The organism is Streptomyces sp. NPDC030245 (genome assembly GCF_055572995.1).
Genome location: NZ_JBVICF010000002.1, coordinates 313,280 through 332,681 on the forward strand (window position 1 = coordinate 313,280; position 19,402 = coordinate 332,681).

The following is a 19,402-nucleotide window of genomic DNA, read 5'->3' on the forward strand; positions in this document are numbered from 1 at the left end:
CTGCGCGGCAGCGGTAGCGTGCATGGCACGATGATCCATTCACCTCGTGCCTGGGCACTTGAACAAAACGATCGCCGCGTCGTCTTCGCCTCCGTCGACGAAGCGGCCATGTTCGCGGAGTCCCGTCCGTTCCACGTCGCCCGGCACCGGTTGCCCGCCTGGAAAGCCGTGCTGCCGATCGGCGGCCATGTCGAACTTCGCTCGCCGGGGCGCCACCTGGTGGCGGCGTCCGGGCTGCTCGTCCCGCCCGACCTGGTCCACAGCTGTATGTCGTCCTCGCCCTACATCGCCCTGTTCATCGACTCCTGGCTGCTGCCCTCGTGCCCGGAGCCGGTACGGCTCGATGCCGGCGAGGTGCGTCGCCTGCTCGCCGCCCTCGGCACCACCACAGGGCCCGACGGGTGCGCGCCGGGAGCGGATGTGGCCGCCGGATACGCCGAGTTGCGGGCGCTCGTCGGGCACCCGGTTCCGCGCACACCCCTCTCACCCCTCTCACCACTCTCACCACTCGATCCGAGGGTCGCTCACGCCGTCCGCCTGTGCACATCAGGTGATCCGGACATGCCCCTCGCGGCCGTCGCCGACGAGGTCGGGGTGTCGGCGCCGCGGCTGCGCGCCCTGGTCCGGCGGGACGTGGGCATCGCGCTCGCCCGCCTGCGTCGATGGGGCCGACTCCGCACGGCCATCGCCGAGCTGCCGCGTTCGACCGCCGCTCTGGCCGCGGCCACCGCGGGCTTCGCCGACCAAGCGCATCTCACCCGTACGGCAAGGGAGTTCACAGGACGTACGCCTGCCTCGATACGACGTACCGGAGTGTGAAACGGACCCTCTTAGCCGTCCCGCAGCCGGATCGCCGCGCGGCCGGTGGCCGGGGCGTGCTCCAGCACCACGTAACGGCTGAGGGCGGCGAGGGCGACGAGGCAGCCACTCATCTCCAAGCCCTCCTCCACGAGGGTCCCCAGCATGAGGACGGTGCTGTGGCCGCCGTCGAGCGCCCACCCGTTGAACGCCTCGGTCACCAACGCCCCGCCCAGATAGACCGCGAGCGCGCCCAGCAGCCCGTACCGCAGGTCACGCGGGAGTTTCCGCGCCCACAGCACCGCACACACGGTGCCCACCACCGCGAGGACCGCGCCGGGCAACACCCAGGCGTGCGTGGGCAGCGAGCCCCCCGCCCACTCCTTCCACGACCGGCCGACCTCGCCGAGGCGCTCGTGCCACGACACCGTCTCGTCGATGCTGAGCAGTGCCGTCGCGGCGGCGAGACCCAGCCAGGACAGCCGCCCGGGGCGCGCGCCGCGCCCGCTGAGCAGCGCGGCGGTCAGCGCCACGCCCGCGACGGCCAGCAGCAGCGCGCTGTTCCACCAGGTGGCGAGGTTGGCCTCGACGTCCACGTTCACCAGTCTGCGGACGGTCGGGATGGGGTCGTAGTGGTTGTAGGCGCGCGTGACGAGATCGGCGAGGAGCAGGGACGCGGTGGCGCCTGCGGCGAGCCATAAGACGCGGCGGGGGCGGGACGAGGGTCTCGCGATGTCGGTCGCGATCCGCCCGCGGGTCTGGGAATCGGTCATGCGTACGAAGATTAGCCGCTCGGCACGAGCCCGCAGCGGCTGCGGCACTCCGTGCGCGGCAGCCTCCAGCGGCGCACTAGCGGAGCGACATCAGGGACACAGCACCATGACTCCGGTATGACGGCCGGGGCCCCTGACAGTGACGGGTGGTGCGAGCCCGTCGGCGTGCGGGGTTCTTCATGAGAATCTCTCCTGGCCGGGCCCGGTCCGGCGAGAAGGCACCCACCTGGAGAAACCGCACCCCTTTGCCGGAGACGTGCACCGCCACGCACGCAAGGAAGCGCAATCCGGGCAGAGTTGGGCCACATTGGCCAGCCCCGCGGTGGCCTGCCCGCTGCCTGGCATGATCGACGTGTGACCAGTGAACCCGGGCGGCAGGGCCGCATGAGGTACGTGCTGTTCGACGTCGACGGCACGCTGATCGACGCGGTGAGCAACCAGCGTCGGGTCTGGGGAACCTGGGCGGAGCGGTACGGACTGGATGCTGACGAGGTCTATCAAGTCGCCCTGCGGACGCGGCCGATGGAGACGTTCGCCCAGGTCGCCGCGGACCACGATCCGCGTGAGTGCCTGGCCGTCCTGCACGAGCTGGAGGACGACGACGTCCGCTCCGGCGTCTATGCGGCTTTCGACGGCGCGTCGGAACTGCTGCACGGCCTGGCACTGACGTCCTGGGCGCTGGTGACCTCGAACTACGAGCACCGGGTGCGCGGCCGTTTCCTGAGAACGGGGCTGCCGGTGCCGGGCGTGGTCGTGGACGCGGCCGCGGTCGAGGAGGGCAAGCCCTCTCCCGTTCCCTATCTGCGAGCGGCTGAGCAGCTCGGTGCCAGTCCGGAGGACTGCCTGGTCGTCGAGGACGCTCCGTCCGGAGTGCGGTCCGGGCTGCGCGCCGGGATGACGGTGTGGGGTGTGAACGCCGCCGTCCCGGTGGAGGGCGTGCATCGCCACTTCATCAGTCTTCGCGATGCGGTCCCGCACATCCTGGCCTTCGCGTCCGGCCATGACGGAAGCGCCGCGGCCTGAGCCCATGGCAGTTCAGTGTCACAGCAGACGCAGGAGTCACAGCAGTTGCAGGAGTGGCAGGAGTCGCAGGAGTCGCAGGAGTACTAGCGACGCACTCGTGGCATCCCCAGGCCGATCCAGGAGATGATCTCGCGCTGGATCTCGTTGTTGCCGCCGCCGAACGTGAAGATGACCGCCGAGCGGTAGCCGCGTTCCAGCTCGCCGTGGAGGACCGCGCCCGCCGAACCCTCCTTCAGGGCGCCGGCCGCGCCGACGACCTCCATGAGCCAGGCGTACGCGTCGCGGCGTGCCTCGGAGCCGTAGACCTTGACGGCCGAGGCGTCCTGCGGGGTGAGGGTGCCTTCCTGGACGGCGTTCACCATCTGCCAGTTGAGGAGCTTCATCGCGTCAAGCTTGGTGTGGGTGATGGCGAGCCGCCTGCGGACCCAGGCGAGGTCGATGACGCGGCGGCCGTCCGCCAGCTTGGTGTCCATGGCCCAGCGCTGCACGTCGTGGAGGGCGCGGATCGCCATGGTGCCGTGGGCGGCGAGGGTGACGCGTTCGTGGTTGAGCTGGTTGGTGATCAGGCGCCAGCCCTTGTTCTCCTCGCCGACGCGGCGCGAGACGGGGACGCGGACGTTCTCGTAGTAGCTGGCGGTGGTGTCGTGCGAGGCGAGTGTGTTGATGAGGGTGCAGGAGTAGCCCGGGGCGCTGGTCGGGACCAGGAGCATGGTGATGCCCTTGTGCGGCGGGACACCCTCTTCGGGGGTGGCGGTGCGGACGGCGAGCCAGACCCAGTCAGCGGTGTCGCCGTTGGTGGTCCAGATCTTCTGCCCGTTGACCGTGTAGTGGCCGGTGGTCTCGTCACCCTCCCTGACCGCCTTGGTCTTCAGCGAGGCGAGGTCCGTGCCGGCGTCGGGTTCGCTGTAGCCGATGGCGAAGTCGAGCTCGCCGGAGAGGATCCGGGGCAGGAAGTACGCCTTCTGCTCGTCCGTGCCGAACTGCATGATGGTCGGGCCGACGGTGTTGAGGGCCATGAGGGGCAGCGGTACGCCCGCCTGCGCCGCCTCGTCGAAGAAGATGAACTGCTCCATGGGTGAGAGCCCGCGGCCGCCGTACTCCTCCGGCCAGCCGACCCCGAGCCACCCGTCGGCCCCGAGGCGGCGGATGGTCTCCCGGTAGAACCGTTTCTGAGCGGCGGGTTCGCCGTAGCGCGCAGCGGAATGGTCCGGCACCAGTTCGGCGAAGTAGGCGCGCAGCTCGGTGCGCAACTGCTGCTGTTCGGGCGTGTATTCGAGGTGCACGGCCCCTCCAGGCTCTGCCGGCTCACTGCTCGGATCGATCGAACGGCTCGGAGCGCGCGGTCGTCCCGACCTGACGGCGCACACAGTAGAACCCGTTGCAGAAATAGGGAATGGGGCGGAGGCGGCGCAGGGTTCGGATCAGCAGTGGGGGCAGCAGCACGCACTGTGCCGCGACCGCCAGCCAGAAGAGGCTCGCATGGCCGGCGCGTTCGGCCCACGCGTAGCCCTCGCCGCCCGCGATGCCGCTGGCGAACGCGCCGATTCCGGCCGCCATGCGCTGGCGGCCGAAGACGACGGCGGGGGAACGGGCGGACCCGGCCAGCGCTTCGAGGTCGTTCTTGAGGAAGAGGACGACCTCGCCGAGGCAGATGAGCAGGGACCCGGCCAGGATGGCGGCGGGGTGGCCGAGGGCGAGAGCGGCCATGCCGGTGGCCAGCGCCGTGAAGCCGACGTGCAGGGCGCGGAGGTAGGGCAGGTGGGCGATCCAGTCCGACAGGAGGGGCTGGGCGACGACGAGCAGCAGGGCGTAGAGGGCGAGGACGAGGCCGTAGAAGAGCGTCGAGGTCCGGCCGACCACGTAGATGGCGAGGTAGTGCTGGTAGAACATGAAGACGTACACGCTCAGTACGGTGATCGCGAAGGGGAGCGAGGGAGCCAGCGACCGCAGCCGCCCGCCACCGTCCCGTCCCACCTCCGCCCGCTCCGCCGCTGCTTGCTCCCCGCCCGCCCGCTCCGCCGCTGCTTGCTCTAGGCCTGTCTGCTCTGGGCCTGTCTGCTCTGGGCCTGCCCGCCCCGGGCCTATCTGCTCCGCCCAGGCTCGCTCCGCGCCTGCCTGCGCCGCCGCCCGCTCCGCACCGACCTGCTCCGCCTCCGCCCGCTCCGCTGCTGCTTGCTCTGGGCCTGTCGGCTCCGCCCGCGCCCCCTCCGCACCCGCCCCCTCCGCCCCGGCCCGCTCCCCCGCTTCCCGCCCGTCCCCGCCGGGGGTCTCCACCGGCAGCAGCGCGTGCCCCGCCGTGATCAGTGCGAACAAGAACGTCACGGCGGTGAAGAGCCCCGCCGAGGCCGTGAGTATGAACGGGGCCGCGGCGAGGGGACCCAGCGCGACCCCCGCGTTGAGGGCGGAACTGCTCGCGGACAGGAGCAGCGGGCGTCGGTCCTCCCCCGCGCCGTGCACCAAGTACGCCTTGTTGGCGGGGAGATAGAGCGCGGCCCCGCAGGAGACGAGGAACAGCGCGGTGATCGCCGCCGTCGGCCGGCCCAGTCCGGGCAGGAAGGCGGCGAACCCGGCGGTGCGGACCAGCAGCGCGAGCAGCATGGTGCGCTGCAAGCCGATGCGTTCGGCGACGGCGGCACCGACGACACCGCCGGAGAACTGCACGAACGACGCTACGGCGAGCACCGCGCCGACGGTGCCGAGCCCCATGCCGAGCCGTTCGTGCAGCAGGACCGACATGAAGGGCAGTACGGCGAAGCTGCCGAGGGGTATGAGGAACGAACCGGCCAGCAGGAAGTACTGCGGGCCGGTGAGCTCCGCGAACCGTGCGAGGCGGGAGTCCGGGGGCCGCCCGAGCGGCCACCGCGACGGCGTCTTCGTCATTCCCGGTCGTCGGCCGCGACGACCGGCCGTATGCTCCCGGCAGCGCTGAGCGCCCGGTGCAGGGCCAGCTCGGCGGTGTCGCCCTCGGCCAACAGAATGCCGGTGCAGCCGCGTTGGTCGCTCAGGTGCTCCACGCGTCGGCCCGGGACCGCGGTGGGATACCACTCGGGTGAGCCGGGGAAGTCGGACAGGCCGTCGAGCCCGGTCCAGCCGGTGAGGGTGCCGGGGCGGTCCGGATAGACGAGCACGAACGCCGTGGCCCGGCCAGGACGAGAGCCAGGGCCAGTACCAGTACCAGGACCGCGACCAGGACCAGGAGTGCAGCCCCCGGCACCCGGAGCATTCAGCGCCTCCGCAGCACCCCGCCCCGCCCCCGCGTCCAGCAGCGCGGGCCGCCGCCCCAGCGCCACGTCGACCATCGCGTCGTAGACATTCGTGCCCAGGGCGCGGCACAGGGCCTCGCCGACGAGCGCGCCGCCGATGCGGCGGTTGATCTCCACCAGCTCCGGGCCGTCCGCGGTGAGGACGAACTCCACATGCGCGAAGCCGTTGTCGTGGCCCGCGGCGGCCAGCACACGCCCCACCCACCCCTCGATCAGGTCGAGTTCGGGGCGCGGGAAGGCGACGGGGAAGGCCGCTGCCTCCTCGCGGACGGAGGGCTCGGGTGACATCTGGCGGCTGAGGACGCCGAGCAGCCTGGTCTCACCCTCCCAGCCGAGGGTTTCCGCGCTGTAGACCGGGCCGAGGAAGAAGCGCTCGGCGAACAGCCGCCCGCTGAAGGCGCGTTGGGACGCCTCGGCGAGTGCCGTACGGAGCTGCCGCTCGTCGCGTACGGGCCAGACGTTGCGGGAGGAGGTGCCCGCGGAGTCCTTCAGGACGGCGGGCAGGCCGACCGTGCGGAGGATGTCGGCGGCCGCGGAGACATCCGCGGGAACGTCGACGGCACCGCTGCGGCTCAGGCCCCGCTCATGGAGGAGGGCCCGCACCCGGCTCTTGTCCCGCAGCAGCCGGACCGCGCTCGGGTCGGGGCCCGGCAGGCCGAACTTGGCCGCGAGGTCGGCGCCCGGGACGCCCCATGTGTCGGTCGAGTTGATGAGCCCCTTCAGGTCGGGCAGGGCAGTCAGGGCGGCGGCGCAGGCCGCGGTGTCGTCGGTGTCGATGTCGACGATGTGGAGCGCCCCGGGGTCGAGGTGGGCGAGTTCGTGGCGGTAGACGTCACGGTCGCCGGTGAGCAGGCACAGGCGGTGTCCGGCGTTCCCCGCCGCCTCGACGAGGCGTCCCAGGCCGAAGGTGAGTGCTTCGAGTGCGGCGATGGTCACGGTGCCTGGTCCTCCTGGGGCGGCACGCCGATCGGGGCCGCTGCCGTCTGTTCGGGTACGGATGGATGCGTAAGTACGGGGGTGTGCGTGCGTACAGGGGTGTGCGTGAGCACGGGGGTGTGCGCGGATACGGGGTCATGCGCGGATGCGGACGGGAGGCGTACGTCGTACCGCCTCCGGTTCCACTCCATCGCCGACCAGGGCGGTGCCAGATCGCTGAGGTCGGCGATCTGGTGCGGCTTCAGGGTGCGCGGGTCGAGGGCCTCGCGGTGCCGGGCGAAGACGCGGTCGGTGTAGCGGTGTCCGGTGTCGGCGCCGATGACCAGGTGCGTGCGCTCGGGGTCACGCGCCGCCTCCCAGCCCGCGACCAGATGCGCCGCACCGGTCGACAGACCGGCGAAGACGGCGTGCTCGCGCAGCAGCCCCACCGCGCCCGCCATGGCGTGCCGGAAGTCGAGCCAGTGGAGGGTGTCGTACAGATCGTGGTGGACGTTGTCGAAGGGGATGGAGCTGCCGATCCCGGCGATGATCGCCTCGGGGTCGCTGAACCCCTCGCTGCCGAAGGTGACGCTGCCGAAGGGCTGCACGCCCAGCAGGCGTACGTCGCGGTCGCGGCCGCGCAGCGCCTGGACGAGGCCGCCGCTGGAGGAGCCGGTGCCGACGGCGCCGACCACGGTCAGCGGCACGTCGGGCAGCGCGCGGTCGATGAGGGCGGCGAACTCCCGGTAGCCGGTGTAGTGGACGGCGTCGTGGTACTGGCGCATCCAGTGCATGCCGGGCCGCTCCGCCAGCAGCCCGCGCACCCGCCTGACCCGGCCCTCCTGGTCGAGCCGCAGGTCCTTCGAGGGCGGCATCTGGTCCACGGTGGCGCCGAGGACTTCGAGTTGGGCGCGCATCGTGGCGTCGACGGTGGTGGAGGCGACGATGTGGCAGTTGAGTCCGTAGCGGTGGCAGGCCATGGCCAGGGCCAGGGCGTAGATGCCGCTCGAACTGTCGACGAGGGTCTGGCCGGGTTTCACGGTGCCGCGCTCCAGCAGCGTGCGGACCGCGCCGAGGGCGGCGTAGACCTTGAGGGTCTCGAAGCGGGCGAGCACGACGTTGTCGCCGAGCCGCACCAGGTCGGGCGCTTTGATCGCGTCGGTGATGTGCTCGTGGACCGGGGCGGGCGCGGTGCCGCGGTCGGGGTGGGTCACGGTCACGTCGCCGTCACCGCCCGACCGAGCGCAGGTAGCGGCCGAGGTCCTCGGCGCCCGTGACGTTGCGGGGGCCGCTGACGACGTCGCCGTACGACATGACGTGGAAGCGGTTGTTCTTCACCGCGGGGACGGATTTCAGGGCGGGCAGCGACTTGAGGTAGGCGATCTTCTCCTTCGCGGGCTGGTCCGCGTAGTCGACGATCACGATGACGTCGGGCCTGGCCTCGATGACCGGCTCCCAGCCCACCGTCGTCCACCCCTTGTCGAGGTCTCCGAAGACGTTGGTGCCGCCGGCGGCGGTGATGATGCCGTCCGGTGCGGCGTGCCGGCCTGCGGTGAACGGCTGGTCGGTGCCCGAGTCGTAGACGAACACCTTGGCCGGGTCGCCCTTGTCGGGCCACGTCTTCTTCACCGCGGCGACCCGCTTCTCGAGGTCACCGACGAGCTTGTCGGCCCGCTTCTCGACCCCGAAGATCCTGCCGAGGTTGTCCAGGTCCGTGTAGAGCGCCTGGAGCGGCGGCACATCGCCGGCACGGGCCTTCTTCTTGCCGTAGTCCCAGCAGGTCTCGGTGTGCAGGTAGCTGGCGACGCCGACCTTGTCGAGGAGGGCGGGGGTGATGCCGCGCTCCTCGCTGAAGCCGGAGTTCCAGCCGGCGAGCACCCAGTCGGCGTTCGCGTCGACGACGATCTCCCGGGTGATGCGCTCGGTGCCGAGCCGCTCGACCTCGGAGTACTTCTCGCGCCACGGCGAGCCCTTGATGGAGGGGTCGCCGAGCTTGTTCATGACGTATCCGCGCATTCGGCCGGCCAGGCCCAGGGCGAACATCTTCTCCGCGCCGCTCACGTCGTAGGCGATCGCCCTCTTAGGGCGGGTGTACGTGACGTCCTTGCCGCAGTTGGAGACGGTGACGGTGTCGGGTTTGCCGTCCGCCGCCTGCTGTTCGACCTCGGCGCCGCAGCCGGCGGTCAGCACGAGCCCGGTGGCCAGCAGCCCGGCGGCGAGGGCTCGGGGAATCGGTGGTCTGGTCACGCGTGTGGTCCTTCCGGGAAAGCGTCGGCGGAGGCCGGTGGTTCAGCGGGAGCGTGGGGATCGGTGGGGTCTTGGACGGCCGTGGGGGCCGGGACGGCGGTGCCGGCGGCGGGGACGAGGTCGTAGAGCAGTTGGGGGATTCCGGTGCGCGGGTGGGGCACGACGTCCGCGTCGACGCCGAACACCTTGCGCACCAGCTCCGGCGTCAGGACCTCGGCGGGGGCGCCCGATGCGACCAGGCAGCCGCCGCCGAGCACGGCGATGCGGTCGCAGACCTGCGCCGCAAGGTTGAGGTCGTGCAGAGCGGTCAGCACGGTGAGCCCGGAGCCGCGCAGGAAGGACAGCAGCTCCACCTGGTGCCGTACGTCGAGGTGGTTGGTGGGTTCGTCGAGGACCAGGAGGCGGGGTTCCTGGGCGAGGGCACGCGCGACGAGCACCCGCTGCCGCTCCCCGCCGGAGAGGCTCAGCACACTGCGGTCCGCGAGGTGGGCGACGTCCAGCCGGTCCATCGCCTGCCGACACAGCTCCCGCTCGCGGCCGGTCAGCGGATGGTTGCCCTGTGCATGCGGGGCGCGGCCCAGGGCGACCACCTCCTCGACGGTGAAGTCGAGTTCGGTGTGGCTCTCCTGGGTCAGGGCGGCGATCGAGCGGGCGCTGTCGCGCAGTTTCAGCGTCGTCAGGTCGGTCCCGTCGAGCAGGACGGCTCCGGACGTCGGCTTCAGCGCCCGGTAGACGCAGCGCAGAGCGGTCGACTTGCCGCTGCCGTTGGGGCCGACGAGCCCGACGACCGAACCGGCGGCGACATCGAGGCACAACCGGTCGACGAGGGCGCGTCCGGCCGCCTCGACCGTCAGGTCGTGCAGGGAGAGGACCATGTCACCGGCCTCCGAACAGATAGCCGCGGCGGCGCATCAGGACGACGAACACCGGCACTCCGATCAGCGCGGTGATCACGCCGAGCGGCAGTTCCTCGGGCGCGAACGCGGTCCGTGCCACCAGGTCGACCCAGACCATGAAGCAGGCCCCGGCCAGCGGCGCGACGGCGAGCACCCGCCGGTGCGTGGAGCCGACCCAGATCCGCACCACGTGGGGCAGGACGAGGCCGACGAAGCCGATGGCGCCGCTGACCGCGACGATCAGCCCGGTGACGGCCGCGGTGAGCACGAAGAGCCCGCGCCGCAGCGCGTCCGCGTCCACGCCGAGGCTGGCCGCGGTCTCGTCGCCGAGCGAAAGGACGTCCAGGGACCTGCTGTGTCGCAGCAGCACCACGACGGCGGTCACCACGGCCGCGGTGACCAGCGGCAGGGACTCCCAGGTCGCCGATCCGAGGCTGCCGAGGAGCCAGAACAGCACGGTCCGGGCGGCATGTCCGTTGGGCGCGAGGAACACCAGGACGCTCATGAGCGCCTGGAAGCCGTACGCCAGCGCCACCCCGGTCAGCACAAGGCGCAGCGGTGTCAGCCCCAGCGGGCCGCGCGCGGCCAGATACACGAGGACCGTCGCGCCGAGGGCCCCGAGGAACGCGGCGGCCGACAGGGCGTAGACGCCGAGCCCGCCGAAGATCCCGAACACGACGACCCCGGTCGCCCCCACCGAGGCCCCCGACGAGATGCCCAGCACGAACGGGTCCGCGAGGGCGTTGCGCACCAGCGCCTGGATGGCGACGCCCACGACGGAGAGCCCGGCCCCCACGACCGCGGCGAGCAGCACCCGCGGGGTGCGCACGTGCCAGACGATGGAGTACCCCGTCACCTCGTCCGCCCCGATGCCGCCTCCGGTGAGGGCTGCGGTCAGGAAGCGCACGACGTCGCCGAGCGGTACGACGGTCGGTCCCAGGGCGATGCCGGCCAGGACGGAGACCACGAGCGTCACGGAGAGCGCCACGAGCGTGGTCAGCAGCCGGCCGCGCCCCGCGGGCCGGTCCTCCGCGGCACGGTGCTCGGGGCCCTGGTGTGGTGCGCCGCGCGAGCGGGCGGTACGGCCCGGACGCGGCGTCGCGGATGCGGCCTCGGTCATGAAGTCCCCTCGTTCACGTGCGGGTCGGCGGACGCGTCGGGTCCGGCTCCGTCCACCGACCAGTAGTCGGCCGCGACCGCTTCAGAGTTCCCGGGTGTTCGCGGGCGTTTGGGGGCGGGTGCCGCTCACCACGAGGCGCTTCGAGTGGTTGTCGTAGGGGCCGCCGTCGAAGTCGCCGTAGCACCGCACGTCGGTGAAGCCGGCCGCCTCGAAGAGCGCGCGCAGCTCGGCCGCGCTGTAGAGGAAGGAGGTGAGGGACGACTCGCGCGCCTGGCCGTCCCGCACGAGCGTCCAGTCGGTGCGCAGCCGGGTCCAGCTGTCCAGGATGGTGTCGCGCTGCACGACGTAGGCGCCGCCGTCGAGTTCGACGAGCTGCGGGCGGCCGATCCAGCCCGCGATGACCTCCTTGCCCATCACGTCGACGAGCAGCCGTCCGCCCGGGACGAGGGAGTCGTGGGCGTTGCGCAGGACGCGCGCGTTGTCGAGCGGGTCGTCGAAGTAACCGAACGAGGTGAAGAGGTTGAGCACCACGTCGTACGTCTGTGGCTCGACGTGGGTCAGCATGTCCGCCCGTACGAGCCTGACGTCGACGTCGGCTTCCGCGCACGCCGCCTCGGCCTGCTTCAGCATGGCGGCGCTGAGGTCGACGCCGGTCACCGCGTGGCCGCGGCGGGCCAGCGGCACCAGGTAGAGGCCGGGCCCGCAGCACAGGTCGAGCACCCGGCTGCCGGCCGGGAAGTCGAGCAGCGGAGCCCCGGTGACCAGGGCCTCGACCTCCGCGCGCCTGCGCTCGGAGAACATGGTCTCGGAGAAGTCCGACCAGAATCCGTCGTCCTCGTACCAGTGCATACAGCTGCTACCTCGTTCCACTGCGTGGTGCGCGCAAAGTGCGCGGGCTCTGGTGCAGTGGTCGGACGGTGCCGTGTTCTGGTTCCCGAGGAGTTGGCCGTCGTGTGTTCCGGGCGGTCGCTGCGGTCCGGCTAGCGGCCCAGTGTCGTCAGGAAGTCGTCGCACGCCTTCGCGCAGCGGCGGCAGGCGTCGGCGCAGCGGGCCGCCGCGGGGTCGCGGTCGCAGAGGGAGGCGCACCGGAGGCAGATCGCGCGGCACCACTCGACCTGGACGCGGATCCGTTCCTCGTCCTGGTCGGCCTGTTCGGCGAGGATGCGGGACGTCGCGTCGCACACGTCCGCGCAGGCGGTGTTGAGCCGGCGCCCGTCCCCGCACTCGGCCGGGCCCTGGCGCATGGCGCAGGCGCGTACGCACTCCTCGCAGGCCTGCGCGCAGGCGAAGCGGTCCTCCAGATACCGGACGAGGTCCTGGTGGCTCGGCTCCTCCCGCTTCCTCGTCGACGGGGCTGCGGGCACGGTCGTGACTGTCACGGGGACCCCCTCCCTTCGGTCCCGCACGGGTAGCCGCCGCGTGGTGGTTGAAACCGGCCGCGACGGACGGCGCGAAGACAGGGGAAGGCCCCGCCGCGACGGGGGAGACACGGCGGGGCCCAACAGTCGAGTGCCCGCTGAGGAGGCGCTCACACCCACGCGTCGCAATGCGTTCCGAATTCCTCGGTCCGGGCTTGGCGCACGAGCCGCCGTCCGGTCACTGACCTTCCTTCAGTTCGATGATCTTTCCGTTCTTGTCGAGCGTGCGGTCGCTCCAGTACTCGTCCCACTTGTCCCCGACGTGCTCGGGGACCTTCCCCTCCGGATAGCGGGCATAGCCCTTCGGCGGATCCTCCCCGTCGGGCTGGCACGCGGACCCGCTGCCGCCGACCCGCAGGACCGGGTACTCCCCGCCGCCGCACACCGCGTCCTCCATGGAGCAGCCGGTCAGCAGGGCGGCGGCCGTCGCGCCCGCCAGCGCGAGCCCCATGAGGGACCGCGCCGACCGGCCACCCCCCGCCGCTCGCGACACCCGACGCATTCCGGACCCCGGACGAACTCGGCTGCTGCCACCCACGGCTGCTCCCTCTCCTCGATCAGATCACTTCGGCCTGTACGCCCAGCTTGTGCGAGCCGCGAGTGGGGTTCATGAGTACGCGTACTCAGACCGGAGCGTGCAGCCGATGCGCCACCGGGAGCCATAGTGGCTCGAATTGGCGTCACTCATGTGCCATTCAATGTGCCATTCTGACGTCACAGCGCTTCGCACCGAAGGGGAACACCCATGCAGAACCATCTGTCGACCGATCCCGTCAGCAGCCCGCACGAGCCCGTCAGCGGCTTGCCGACGTCCCGCACCGCGGGCTGCCCCTTCGATCCACCCGCCGAACTGACGCGGCTGTGCGAGGAGCGGCCGGTCACGCGGATGCGGTACCCCGACGGGCACATGGGCTGGCTGGTCACCGGCCACTCCGCCGCCCGTGCGGTCTTGAGCGACGCACGCTTCAGCTCCCGCTACGAACTGCTGCACATGCCCGTCGCCATGGGAGTCACCGGCGAGCTGCCGCCCGCCCCGACGGGAGACCTCACGGGCCTCGACGCGCCCGAGCACACCCGTTACCGGCGGCTGCTCGCGGGCAAGTTCACGGTGCGCCGCATGCGGCTGCTCACGGAACGGGTCGAGCGGATCACCGCCGACCACCTCGACGCCATGGAGCGACAGGGTCCCGTCCTCGACCTTCTCCAGGCGTACGCGCGGCCCATCCCTGCGCTCATGATCTGCGAGCTGCTCGGAGTGCCCTACGCCGACCAGGACCTGTTCCAGCGGCACACCGAGACGGCCATGACACTGAGCTCCACCGAGGAGGAGCGCTACGCGGCCATGACCGCCATCGAGGAGTACGTGCGGGAACTCGTCCTGCACAAGCGCGCCGCCCCCACCGACGACCTGCTCAGCGATCTGACCGACAGCGACCTCACCGACGACGAACTGACCGGCATCGGCGGCTTCCTGCTGGGCGCCGGCCTCGACACCACCGCCAACATGATCGCGTTCGGCACGTTCGCCCTGCTGACCCATCCGGACCAGCTCGCCGCCCTGCGCGCCGAACCCGAGCTCGCCGACGGGGCCGTCGAGGAGCTGATGCGGTACGCGACCATCGCCCAGACCGCGGTGCGTGCCGCGCTGGAGGACGTCGAGGTGGAGGGCGGGCTGATCAGGAAGGGCGAGTCCGTCGCCGTGTCGATGGAGGCCGCCAACCGCGACCCGGCGAAGTTCCCCGACCCCGACGTGCTCGACCTGCGCCGCAAGGCCATCGGCCACCTGGGCTTCGGCCACGGCGCCCACCAGTGCCTGGGCCAGCAGCTGGCCCGCGTCGAGATGCGGGTGGCCTTCCCCGCCCTCGTCACCCGCTTCCCGACACTGCGCCTCGCGGTCGCACCCGATGACGTACGGCTGCGCGAGGGCATGAACATCTTCGGAGTCCGCGAACTCCCCGTCACCTGGGGCGAGGCGTAGGCAGCGGCCCGGCACCCGGGGGCGTGCGTCAGGAGAGCGTGCGCACCACGTCGCGCACCTGGCCGGCGACGGACTCCGGCAGCGGCGCGTAGTTCAGCCGGGACAGGTCCTTCTGACCCGCCTTGCTCGCGGTGTAGGCCAGGAAGGACTTCAGGGCGGGCAGGGTCTCCTTGTGGTTCCCCTTGTCACAGACGATCTCGTAGGTGACCTGCACGATCGGGTACGCGCCGGGAGTCCGCGCCCCGTAACGGAACTTGAGCTTCATGTCCTTGCCCTCGCCCGCGACCCGGGCGGCCGCCGCGATGCCTGCCGAGGCCGTCCCGGGCGTCGGCGCGACGGGCGCGGGCGCGCCCGTGTCGATGCTCACGGTCTTTATGTGGCGGGCCCGCGCGAAGGACAGCTCGAAGTAGCCGATCGCGCCGAAGCCGGAGGTCACTTCGGAGGCGACGCCGCTGGACCCGCTCGCGGACGCGCCGCCCGTGCCCTGCCAGGCCTTGCTCACCGGGTGGGACCAGGCAGCGGGGGCCGCGCCCGCGAGGTAGGCCTGGAAGTTCTGCGTGGTGCCCGAGTCGTCGGACCGGTGCACGGGGCGGATGGGCATGGCGGGCAGCTCGGCGCCGGGGTTGAGGCGCTGGATCGCCGGGTCGTCCCACGTGGTGATCTTCCGGTCGAAGATCCTGGCGAGGGTCGGGGCGTCGAGGACGAGGTCGTCCACGCCGGGCACGTCGTAGCCGATCGCGATGGGGCCGCCGACCATGGGCAGGTCGATGGCCCGCCCGCCCCGGCAGACGTCCTTGGAGCGTTCGACCTCGTCGGGCTTCAACGCGCTGTCGGAGCCGCCGAACGCGGTCGCGCCCCGCAGGAACTGCGCGCCGCCCGCGCCGGATCCGATCGGGTTGTACGCGATCCGCACGCCGGGGCACGCGGCCTGGTAGTGCTTGATCCAGTACTTCATCGCGTTCTGCTGGGCGCTCGACCCGGTCCCCTGGACCTTGCCCGCGGCGGCACAGTCGATCCCCGCGACGGCGGCGGCACCGGCGGCCGACGCCCCGCCCCCGTCGTCATCGCCGTCCCCGAGGACACCGCATCCCGTCAGTGACAGCGACAGCAGAGCCGTCAGGGAGACCGCGGTGCGCGCTCCCGCTCCTTGGTACGTACGTCCTGGACGTGGGCGTTGCAACGTTGTCCCCTCGGGGTACCGCGAAATGGATCTCGACCGGACCTCAGATGCTCGCCGATCAACGGCGCCGCCGGGTGAATCCGGAGCGAACATCGGGCGACACGCCGCGGTACACGGGCCGATCGGTAGGCGGAGCATGACACAGGGTGAGCGATAATGCCTCCATGAACTTACCTGACCGGCTCACTCCGGTGCCCGGCACCGATGGGCTCTTCCTGTGGGCTCCCGAGGGCGCGGGCCGCTGGGGTTACGCCAACTGCTTATGGATCGTCTCCGGCTCCGACGCGGCAGTCGTCGACACCCCGTACGACGGGCCGTTGACCGAGGCGATGATCGCCGCGGCCCGGCCCCGGCTCGGCGACCGGACCGTGCGGACCGTGGTCAACACCCACGCGAACGGAGACCACACCTTCGGCAACCACCTGTTCCCCGGAGCGGAGATCATCGCCACCCGCGCGGGCAGCGACCACCTGCACCACGAGCCGACCCCGGAACAGATGCACGCACTCGTGCGCCAGACACCGGCCGACACTCCCCTGGGCCGTTACCTGCGCGACCACTTCGGTGTCTTCGACTTCGCGTCGGCCCGGCTGACCGAGCCCACCCTGACCTTCTCCGGCCGGTACACGTTCACCGTCGGAGACAAGGAGGTGGAGCTGTACGACGTGGGGCCCGCGCACCACGTCGGCGACCTCGTGGTCCGCATCGGGGACGTCGTCTGCACCGGCGACGTCTTCTTCCACGGCGACCACCCCCCGCACTGGGCCGGACCGCTCCAGAACATCATCGACGCCTGTGAGCTCGTCCTCGGCTTCGACCCGCGGGTCGTCATCCCCGGCCACGGGCCGCGGACCGACCGCGCCGGTCTCGAGGAGCACCTCGTCTACCTCCGCACCGTGCAGCGCGAAGTCCGGCTGCGCTTCGAGGCCGGGATGTCCGCCGAGAAGGCGATGGACGACCTCGCCCAGCGGAATCTCTTCCCTCACCTGGGACTGCCCGAGCGCCTCATGATCGTGACCGCCCTCGAATACAGCCACCTTCGGGGCGACCCCTCTCCTCCCCACGTTCTCGAACTCGCCGGCCGGGCCGCGGCCTGGGCCTACCAGTAGTCCGCCGTCCGTCACACCGTCGGAAGCCCCGCCTCCGTTGTTGGCCGGCGCTGGCTAGGCTTGTCCGGACGAGCTGTGATCGCACGAAGACCGGGACGATGTGACGCGAGGAGAACGGACAAGTGCAGCCGGACGAGCAGGACTTACGAAGGTGGGCGCCGATGCATGGGGTCTGGCGGACGGTCGTCGAGTCGGTCACGGGCTCGATGGCCTACATAGCCGACCGGCACTGGAACGTCGTGGCGTGCAACGCCGAGTTCGAAGGACTCTTCCCGGACGGCCGCGCGCCGGCCAACATCATGCGGTGGATGCTGCTCGACGACCGGGCCCGTGAGGGCACGCTGCTGAACTGGGCCGACGACTGGGCGCGGGGGGCCTGCCCGGCGCTCAGGCAGGCCGTCGCCGACCACCCGGCCGACCCCGAACTCGTCGAGCTGGCCAGCGACGTACGGTTCGACCCCGTCGCCGGGCCCATCTACCTGGCGACCGCGGCCTCGCGGGCCGTCCACCCCGACGGAGCCGTGCGCCAGGTCGACCACGCCGCGCACGGGCCGGGATGGGTGATCGTGACCGCCGCGAACCCCCTCCCGGACATCGACGCGCGGTTCGTGATGATGCGGTTCCGGCCCGGCACGGTCCGCCCGCAGCAGCCCCCGCCCCTGAGAGCCGCACACGCGTCGTCACATCCGGACGTACACACCAACACGCCCGCTGCCATGAGGCGTTGAGCCGCACGGGCACGCGCTCGTCACGGGTGGCTCACAGCGGCCCGCCCCCGAGGAGCTGCCCGCCGTCCACGACGAGCGTCTCGCCCGTGATCCAGCGCGCGCCGTCCCCCGCGAGGAACGCCACGGCCTCCCCCAGGTCCTCCGGTTCGCCGATGCGGCCGAGCGGGGTGGCCGCGGCGACCCGCGCCTCGTTCTCCTGCCAGAGCGCCTCGGCCAGTCGTGTGCGGACGACGCCGGGCGCGATGGCGTTCACCCGGACCTTCGGGCCGAGTTCGAGGGCGAGCTGCTTGGTGAGGTGGATGAGCGCGGCTTTGGAGACGTGGTAGATCCCGACGTCCCGGGCGACCGAGAGCCCGCCGATGGAGGCGGTGTTGACGACGGACCCGCCGTGCTCCCCCATCCACGCCTTCACGGCGAGCGACGTCCACAGGATCGGCGCCCACAGGTTGACGTCCATCGTCTTGGCGAAGCGCCCGTGGTCCTGGTCGACGACCGGGCCGTACGCCGGGTTCGTACCGGCGTTGTTGACCAGGATGTCGAGGCTGCCGTACGTCGCGACGGTGTGCTCGACGCAGGCGCGCGCGGCGGCCTCGTCGGTGGCGTGGGCCCCGAACCCCGCGACGCCGCCGCCCAGTCGGCCGGCCGCCTCCTCGGCGCGTTCCTCGCTGCGCGAGGTGATCACGACCTGCGCCCCGCGGTCGCGCAGGGCGGCGGCCGCCGCGAGTCCGATGCCGCGTGACGCGCCGGTGACGACGGCGACCCGGCCGTCCAGCGGGCCGCTCACCGCGCGCTCCGCCCGGTCTCGCGGCGCCGCAGCTCGCGCAGCGCGATGGTGCGCTTGTGCACCTCGTCGGGGCCGTCGGCGAGACGCAGGGTGCGCAGATGGGCGTACATGCTCGCGAGCGGGAAGTCGTCGCTGACGCCACCGCCGCCGTGCACCTGGATCGCCCGGTCGACGACCTTGAGCGCGACCTGCGGCGCGGCGATCTTGATGGCGGCGATCTCCGTGCGGGCCTCCTTGTTGCCGACGGTGTCCATCAGGTGCGCGGCCTTCAGGGTCAGCAGCCGTGCCATGTCGATCTCGACGCGGGATTCGGCGATCCAGTCCTGGATGTTGGCCCGGTCGGCGAGCGGCGCGCCGAACGTCGTGCGCGAGCGGGCGCGGTCGATCATCAGGTCGAGGGCGCGCTCGGCCATGCCGATGGTGCGCATGCAGTGATGGATGCGGCCGGGCCCGAGCCGCGCCTGGCTGATCATGAACCCGTCGCCCTCGCCGGCGAGCAGGGCGGTGCTGGGCACGCGTACGTCCTCGAAGAGCACTTCGGCGTGGCCCTCGCGGTCCTGGTAGCCGAAGACCGGCAGGTTGCGCAGGACCGTGACGCCGGGGGTGTCGAGCGGGACGACCATCATGCTCTGCTGGCGGTGGCTCGGCCCGTCGGGGTCGGTCTTGCCCATGACGATGAGCACCCGGCAGTTCTTGTGCAGGGCGTTGGAGGTCCACCACTTGCGGCCGTTGAGGACGTACTCGTCGCCGTCGCGGACCATCCGCAGCTCGATGTTGCGGGCGTCCGAGCTGGCGACGGCGGGCTCGGTCATCGCGAACGCGGACGCGATCTCGCCGGCGAGCAGCGGCTTCAGCCACTTCTCCTTGTGCTCCTCGGTGCCGAAGAGCGTGAGGACCTCCATGTTGCCGGTGTCCGGCGCGTTGCAGTTGGTGGCCTCGGGGGCGAGGTGCGCGCTGCGGCCCATGATCTCGGCCAGCGTCGCGTACTCCAGGTTGGTCAGGCCCGGACCCCACTCCGGATGCGGGTGGAAGAGGTTCCACAGGCCCTGCCGCCGCGCCTCGGCCTTGAGCTCCTCCAGGACCGGCGGGTGGAAGTGCGGGTCGCCCGACTCCGCCATCTGCGCCTCGTACACCGCCTCGGCGGGGTGGACGTGCTCGTCCATGAAGGCG

Annotated in this window: 19 protein-coding genes; 5 read left to right on the forward strand and 14 right to left on the reverse strand. The window is 71.6% G+C overall.

Translation table 11 applies throughout. From position 1 onward, the window contains the following. Positions 1-30 precede the first annotated feature (30 nt). On the forward strand, positions 31-819 hold the full coding sequence (locus ACZ4Z4_RS06090; RefSeq protein ID WP_468322829.1) for a helix-turn-helix domain-containing protein: 789 nt from the start codon (positions 31-33) through the stop codon (positions 817-819). Between the two features lie 11 nt (positions 820-830). On the opposite strand, the gene ACZ4Z4_RS06095 is transcribed toward ACZ4Z4_RS06090, so the two are convergent. Then, positions 831-1,571, reverse strand: a complete 741-nt coding sequence (locus ACZ4Z4_RS06095; protein WP_468322832.1) for a hypothetical protein — start codon at positions 1,569-1,571, stop codon at positions 831-833. A gap of 354 nt (positions 1,572-1,925) precedes the next feature. On the opposite strand from ACZ4Z4_RS06095, the gene ACZ4Z4_RS06100 reads away from it, so the two are divergent. After that, the gene (locus tag ACZ4Z4_RS06100) at positions 1,926-2,594 is read left to right on the forward strand and encodes an HAD family hydrolase (RefSeq protein ID WP_468322835.1); all 669 of its coding nucleotides are present in this window, start codon (positions 1,926-1,928) and stop codon (positions 2,592-2,594) included. A gap of 83 nt (positions 2,595-2,677) precedes the next feature. On the opposite strand, the gene ACZ4Z4_RS06105 is transcribed toward ACZ4Z4_RS06100, so the two are convergent. From ACZ4Z4_RS06105 to ACZ4Z4_RS06150, 10 genes are all read right to left on the reverse strand, one after another. Further along, on the reverse strand, positions 2,678-3,877 hold the full coding sequence (locus tag ACZ4Z4_RS06105) for an acyl-CoA dehydrogenase family protein (protein WP_468322838.1): 1,200 nt from the start codon (positions 3,875-3,877) through the stop codon (positions 2,678-2,680). A 22-nt stretch (positions 3,878-3,899) separates the two neighbouring features. Continuing rightward, positions 3,900-5,474: an MFS transporter gene (locus ACZ4Z4_RS06110; RefSeq protein WP_468322840.1), complete on the reverse strand. Its 1,575-nt coding sequence runs from the start codon at positions 5,472-5,474 to the stop codon at positions 3,900-3,902. Further along, entirely contained in the window at positions 5,471-6,793 is a 1,323-nt protein-coding gene (locus tag ACZ4Z4_RS06115; RefSeq protein ID WP_468322843.1) for an ATP-grasp domain-containing protein, read from the reverse strand. Before ACZ4Z4_RS06115 ends, ACZ4Z4_RS06110 begins: the two co-directional genes overlap by 4 nt. Beyond that, positions 6,790-7,992 carry a pyridoxal-phosphate dependent enzyme gene (locus tag ACZ4Z4_RS06120; protein WP_468322845.1) on the reverse strand — a complete coding sequence of 401 codons (1,203 nt, stop codon included), beginning with the start codon at positions 7,990-7,992 and terminating at the stop codon, positions 6,790-6,792. Before ACZ4Z4_RS06120 ends, ACZ4Z4_RS06115 begins: the two co-directional genes overlap by 4 nt. Before the next feature lie 7 nt (positions 7,993-7,999). Then, positions 8,000-9,019 (reverse strand): ABC transporter substrate-binding protein, encoded by a 1,020-nt coding sequence (locus ACZ4Z4_RS06125; RefSeq protein ID WP_468322846.1) that lies wholly within the window; start codon positions 9,017-9,019, stop codon positions 8,000-8,002. Further along, positions 9,016-9,894 (reverse strand): ABC transporter ATP-binding protein, encoded by an 879-nt coding sequence (locus ACZ4Z4_RS06130; RefSeq protein WP_468322849.1) that lies wholly within the window; start codon positions 9,892-9,894, stop codon positions 9,016-9,018. Before ACZ4Z4_RS06130 ends, ACZ4Z4_RS06125 begins: the two co-directional genes overlap by 4 nt. A 1-nt stretch (position 9,895) precedes the next feature. Then, positions 9,896-10,915, reverse strand: a complete 1,020-nt coding sequence (locus ACZ4Z4_RS06135; protein WP_468324147.1) for a FecCD family ABC transporter permease — start codon at positions 10,913-10,915, stop codon at positions 9,896-9,898. Positions 10,916-11,116: 201 nt separating this feature from the next. Next, on the reverse strand, positions 11,117-11,884 hold the full coding sequence (locus ACZ4Z4_RS06140) for a class I SAM-dependent methyltransferase (RefSeq protein ID WP_468322851.1): 768 nt from the start codon (positions 11,882-11,884) through the stop codon (positions 11,117-11,119). A 131-nt stretch (positions 11,885-12,015) separates the two neighbouring features. Next, on the reverse strand, positions 12,016-12,414 hold the full coding sequence (locus ACZ4Z4_RS06145) for a four-helix bundle copper-binding protein (protein WP_468322853.1): 399 nt from the start codon (positions 12,412-12,414) through the stop codon (positions 12,016-12,018). A 217-nt stretch (positions 12,415-12,631) separates the two neighbouring features. Beyond that, positions 12,632-12,904 carry an SCO0607 family lipoprotein gene (locus ACZ4Z4_RS06150; RefSeq protein WP_468322857.1) on the reverse strand — a complete coding sequence of 91 codons (273 nt, stop codon included), beginning with the start codon at positions 12,902-12,904 and terminating at the stop codon, positions 12,632-12,634. Positions 12,905-13,198: 294 nt separating this feature from the next. On the opposite strand from ACZ4Z4_RS06150, the gene ACZ4Z4_RS06155 reads away from it, so the two are divergent. Continuing rightward, positions 13,199-14,431 (forward strand): cytochrome P450, encoded by a 1,233-nt coding sequence (locus tag ACZ4Z4_RS06155; RefSeq protein WP_468322860.1) that lies wholly within the window; start codon positions 13,199-13,201, stop codon positions 14,429-14,431. 28 nt (positions 14,432-14,459) lie between these two features. On the opposite strand, the gene pstS is transcribed toward ACZ4Z4_RS06155, so the two are convergent. Further along, entirely contained in the window at positions 14,460-15,611 is a 1,152-nt protein-coding gene (pstS, locus tag ACZ4Z4_RS06160; RefSeq protein ID WP_468322862.1) for a phosphate ABC transporter substrate-binding protein PstS, read from the reverse strand. A gap of 164 nt (positions 15,612-15,775) precedes the next feature. Here pstS and ACZ4Z4_RS06165 point away from each other — a divergent pair, with 164 nt between their 5' ends. Beyond that, positions 15,776-16,720 carry an MBL fold metallo-hydrolase gene (locus tag ACZ4Z4_RS06165; protein ID WP_468322865.1) on the forward strand — a complete coding sequence of 315 codons (945 nt, stop codon included), beginning with the start codon at positions 15,776-15,778 and terminating at the stop codon, positions 16,718-16,720. A 161-nt stretch (positions 16,721-16,881) separates the two neighbouring features. Next, entirely contained in the window at positions 16,882-17,448 is a 567-nt protein-coding gene (locus tag ACZ4Z4_RS06170; RefSeq protein WP_468322868.1) for an MmyB family transcriptional regulator, read from the forward strand. 31 nt (positions 17,449-17,479) lie between these two features. On the opposite strand, the gene ACZ4Z4_RS06175 is transcribed toward ACZ4Z4_RS06170, so the two are convergent. Then, complete coding sequence (locus ACZ4Z4_RS06175; RefSeq protein WP_468322870.1) at positions 17,480-18,232, reverse strand: SDR family oxidoreductase; 753 nt, start codon at positions 18,230-18,232, stop codon at positions 17,480-17,482. After that, a complete protein-coding gene (locus ACZ4Z4_RS06180; protein ID WP_468324150.1) occupies positions 18,229-19,395 on the reverse strand; it encodes an acyl-CoA dehydrogenase family protein in 1,167 nt (388 codons plus the stop codon). Before ACZ4Z4_RS06180 ends, ACZ4Z4_RS06175 begins: the two co-directional genes overlap by 4 nt. Between the last annotated feature and the right edge of the window lie 7 nt (positions 19,396-19,402).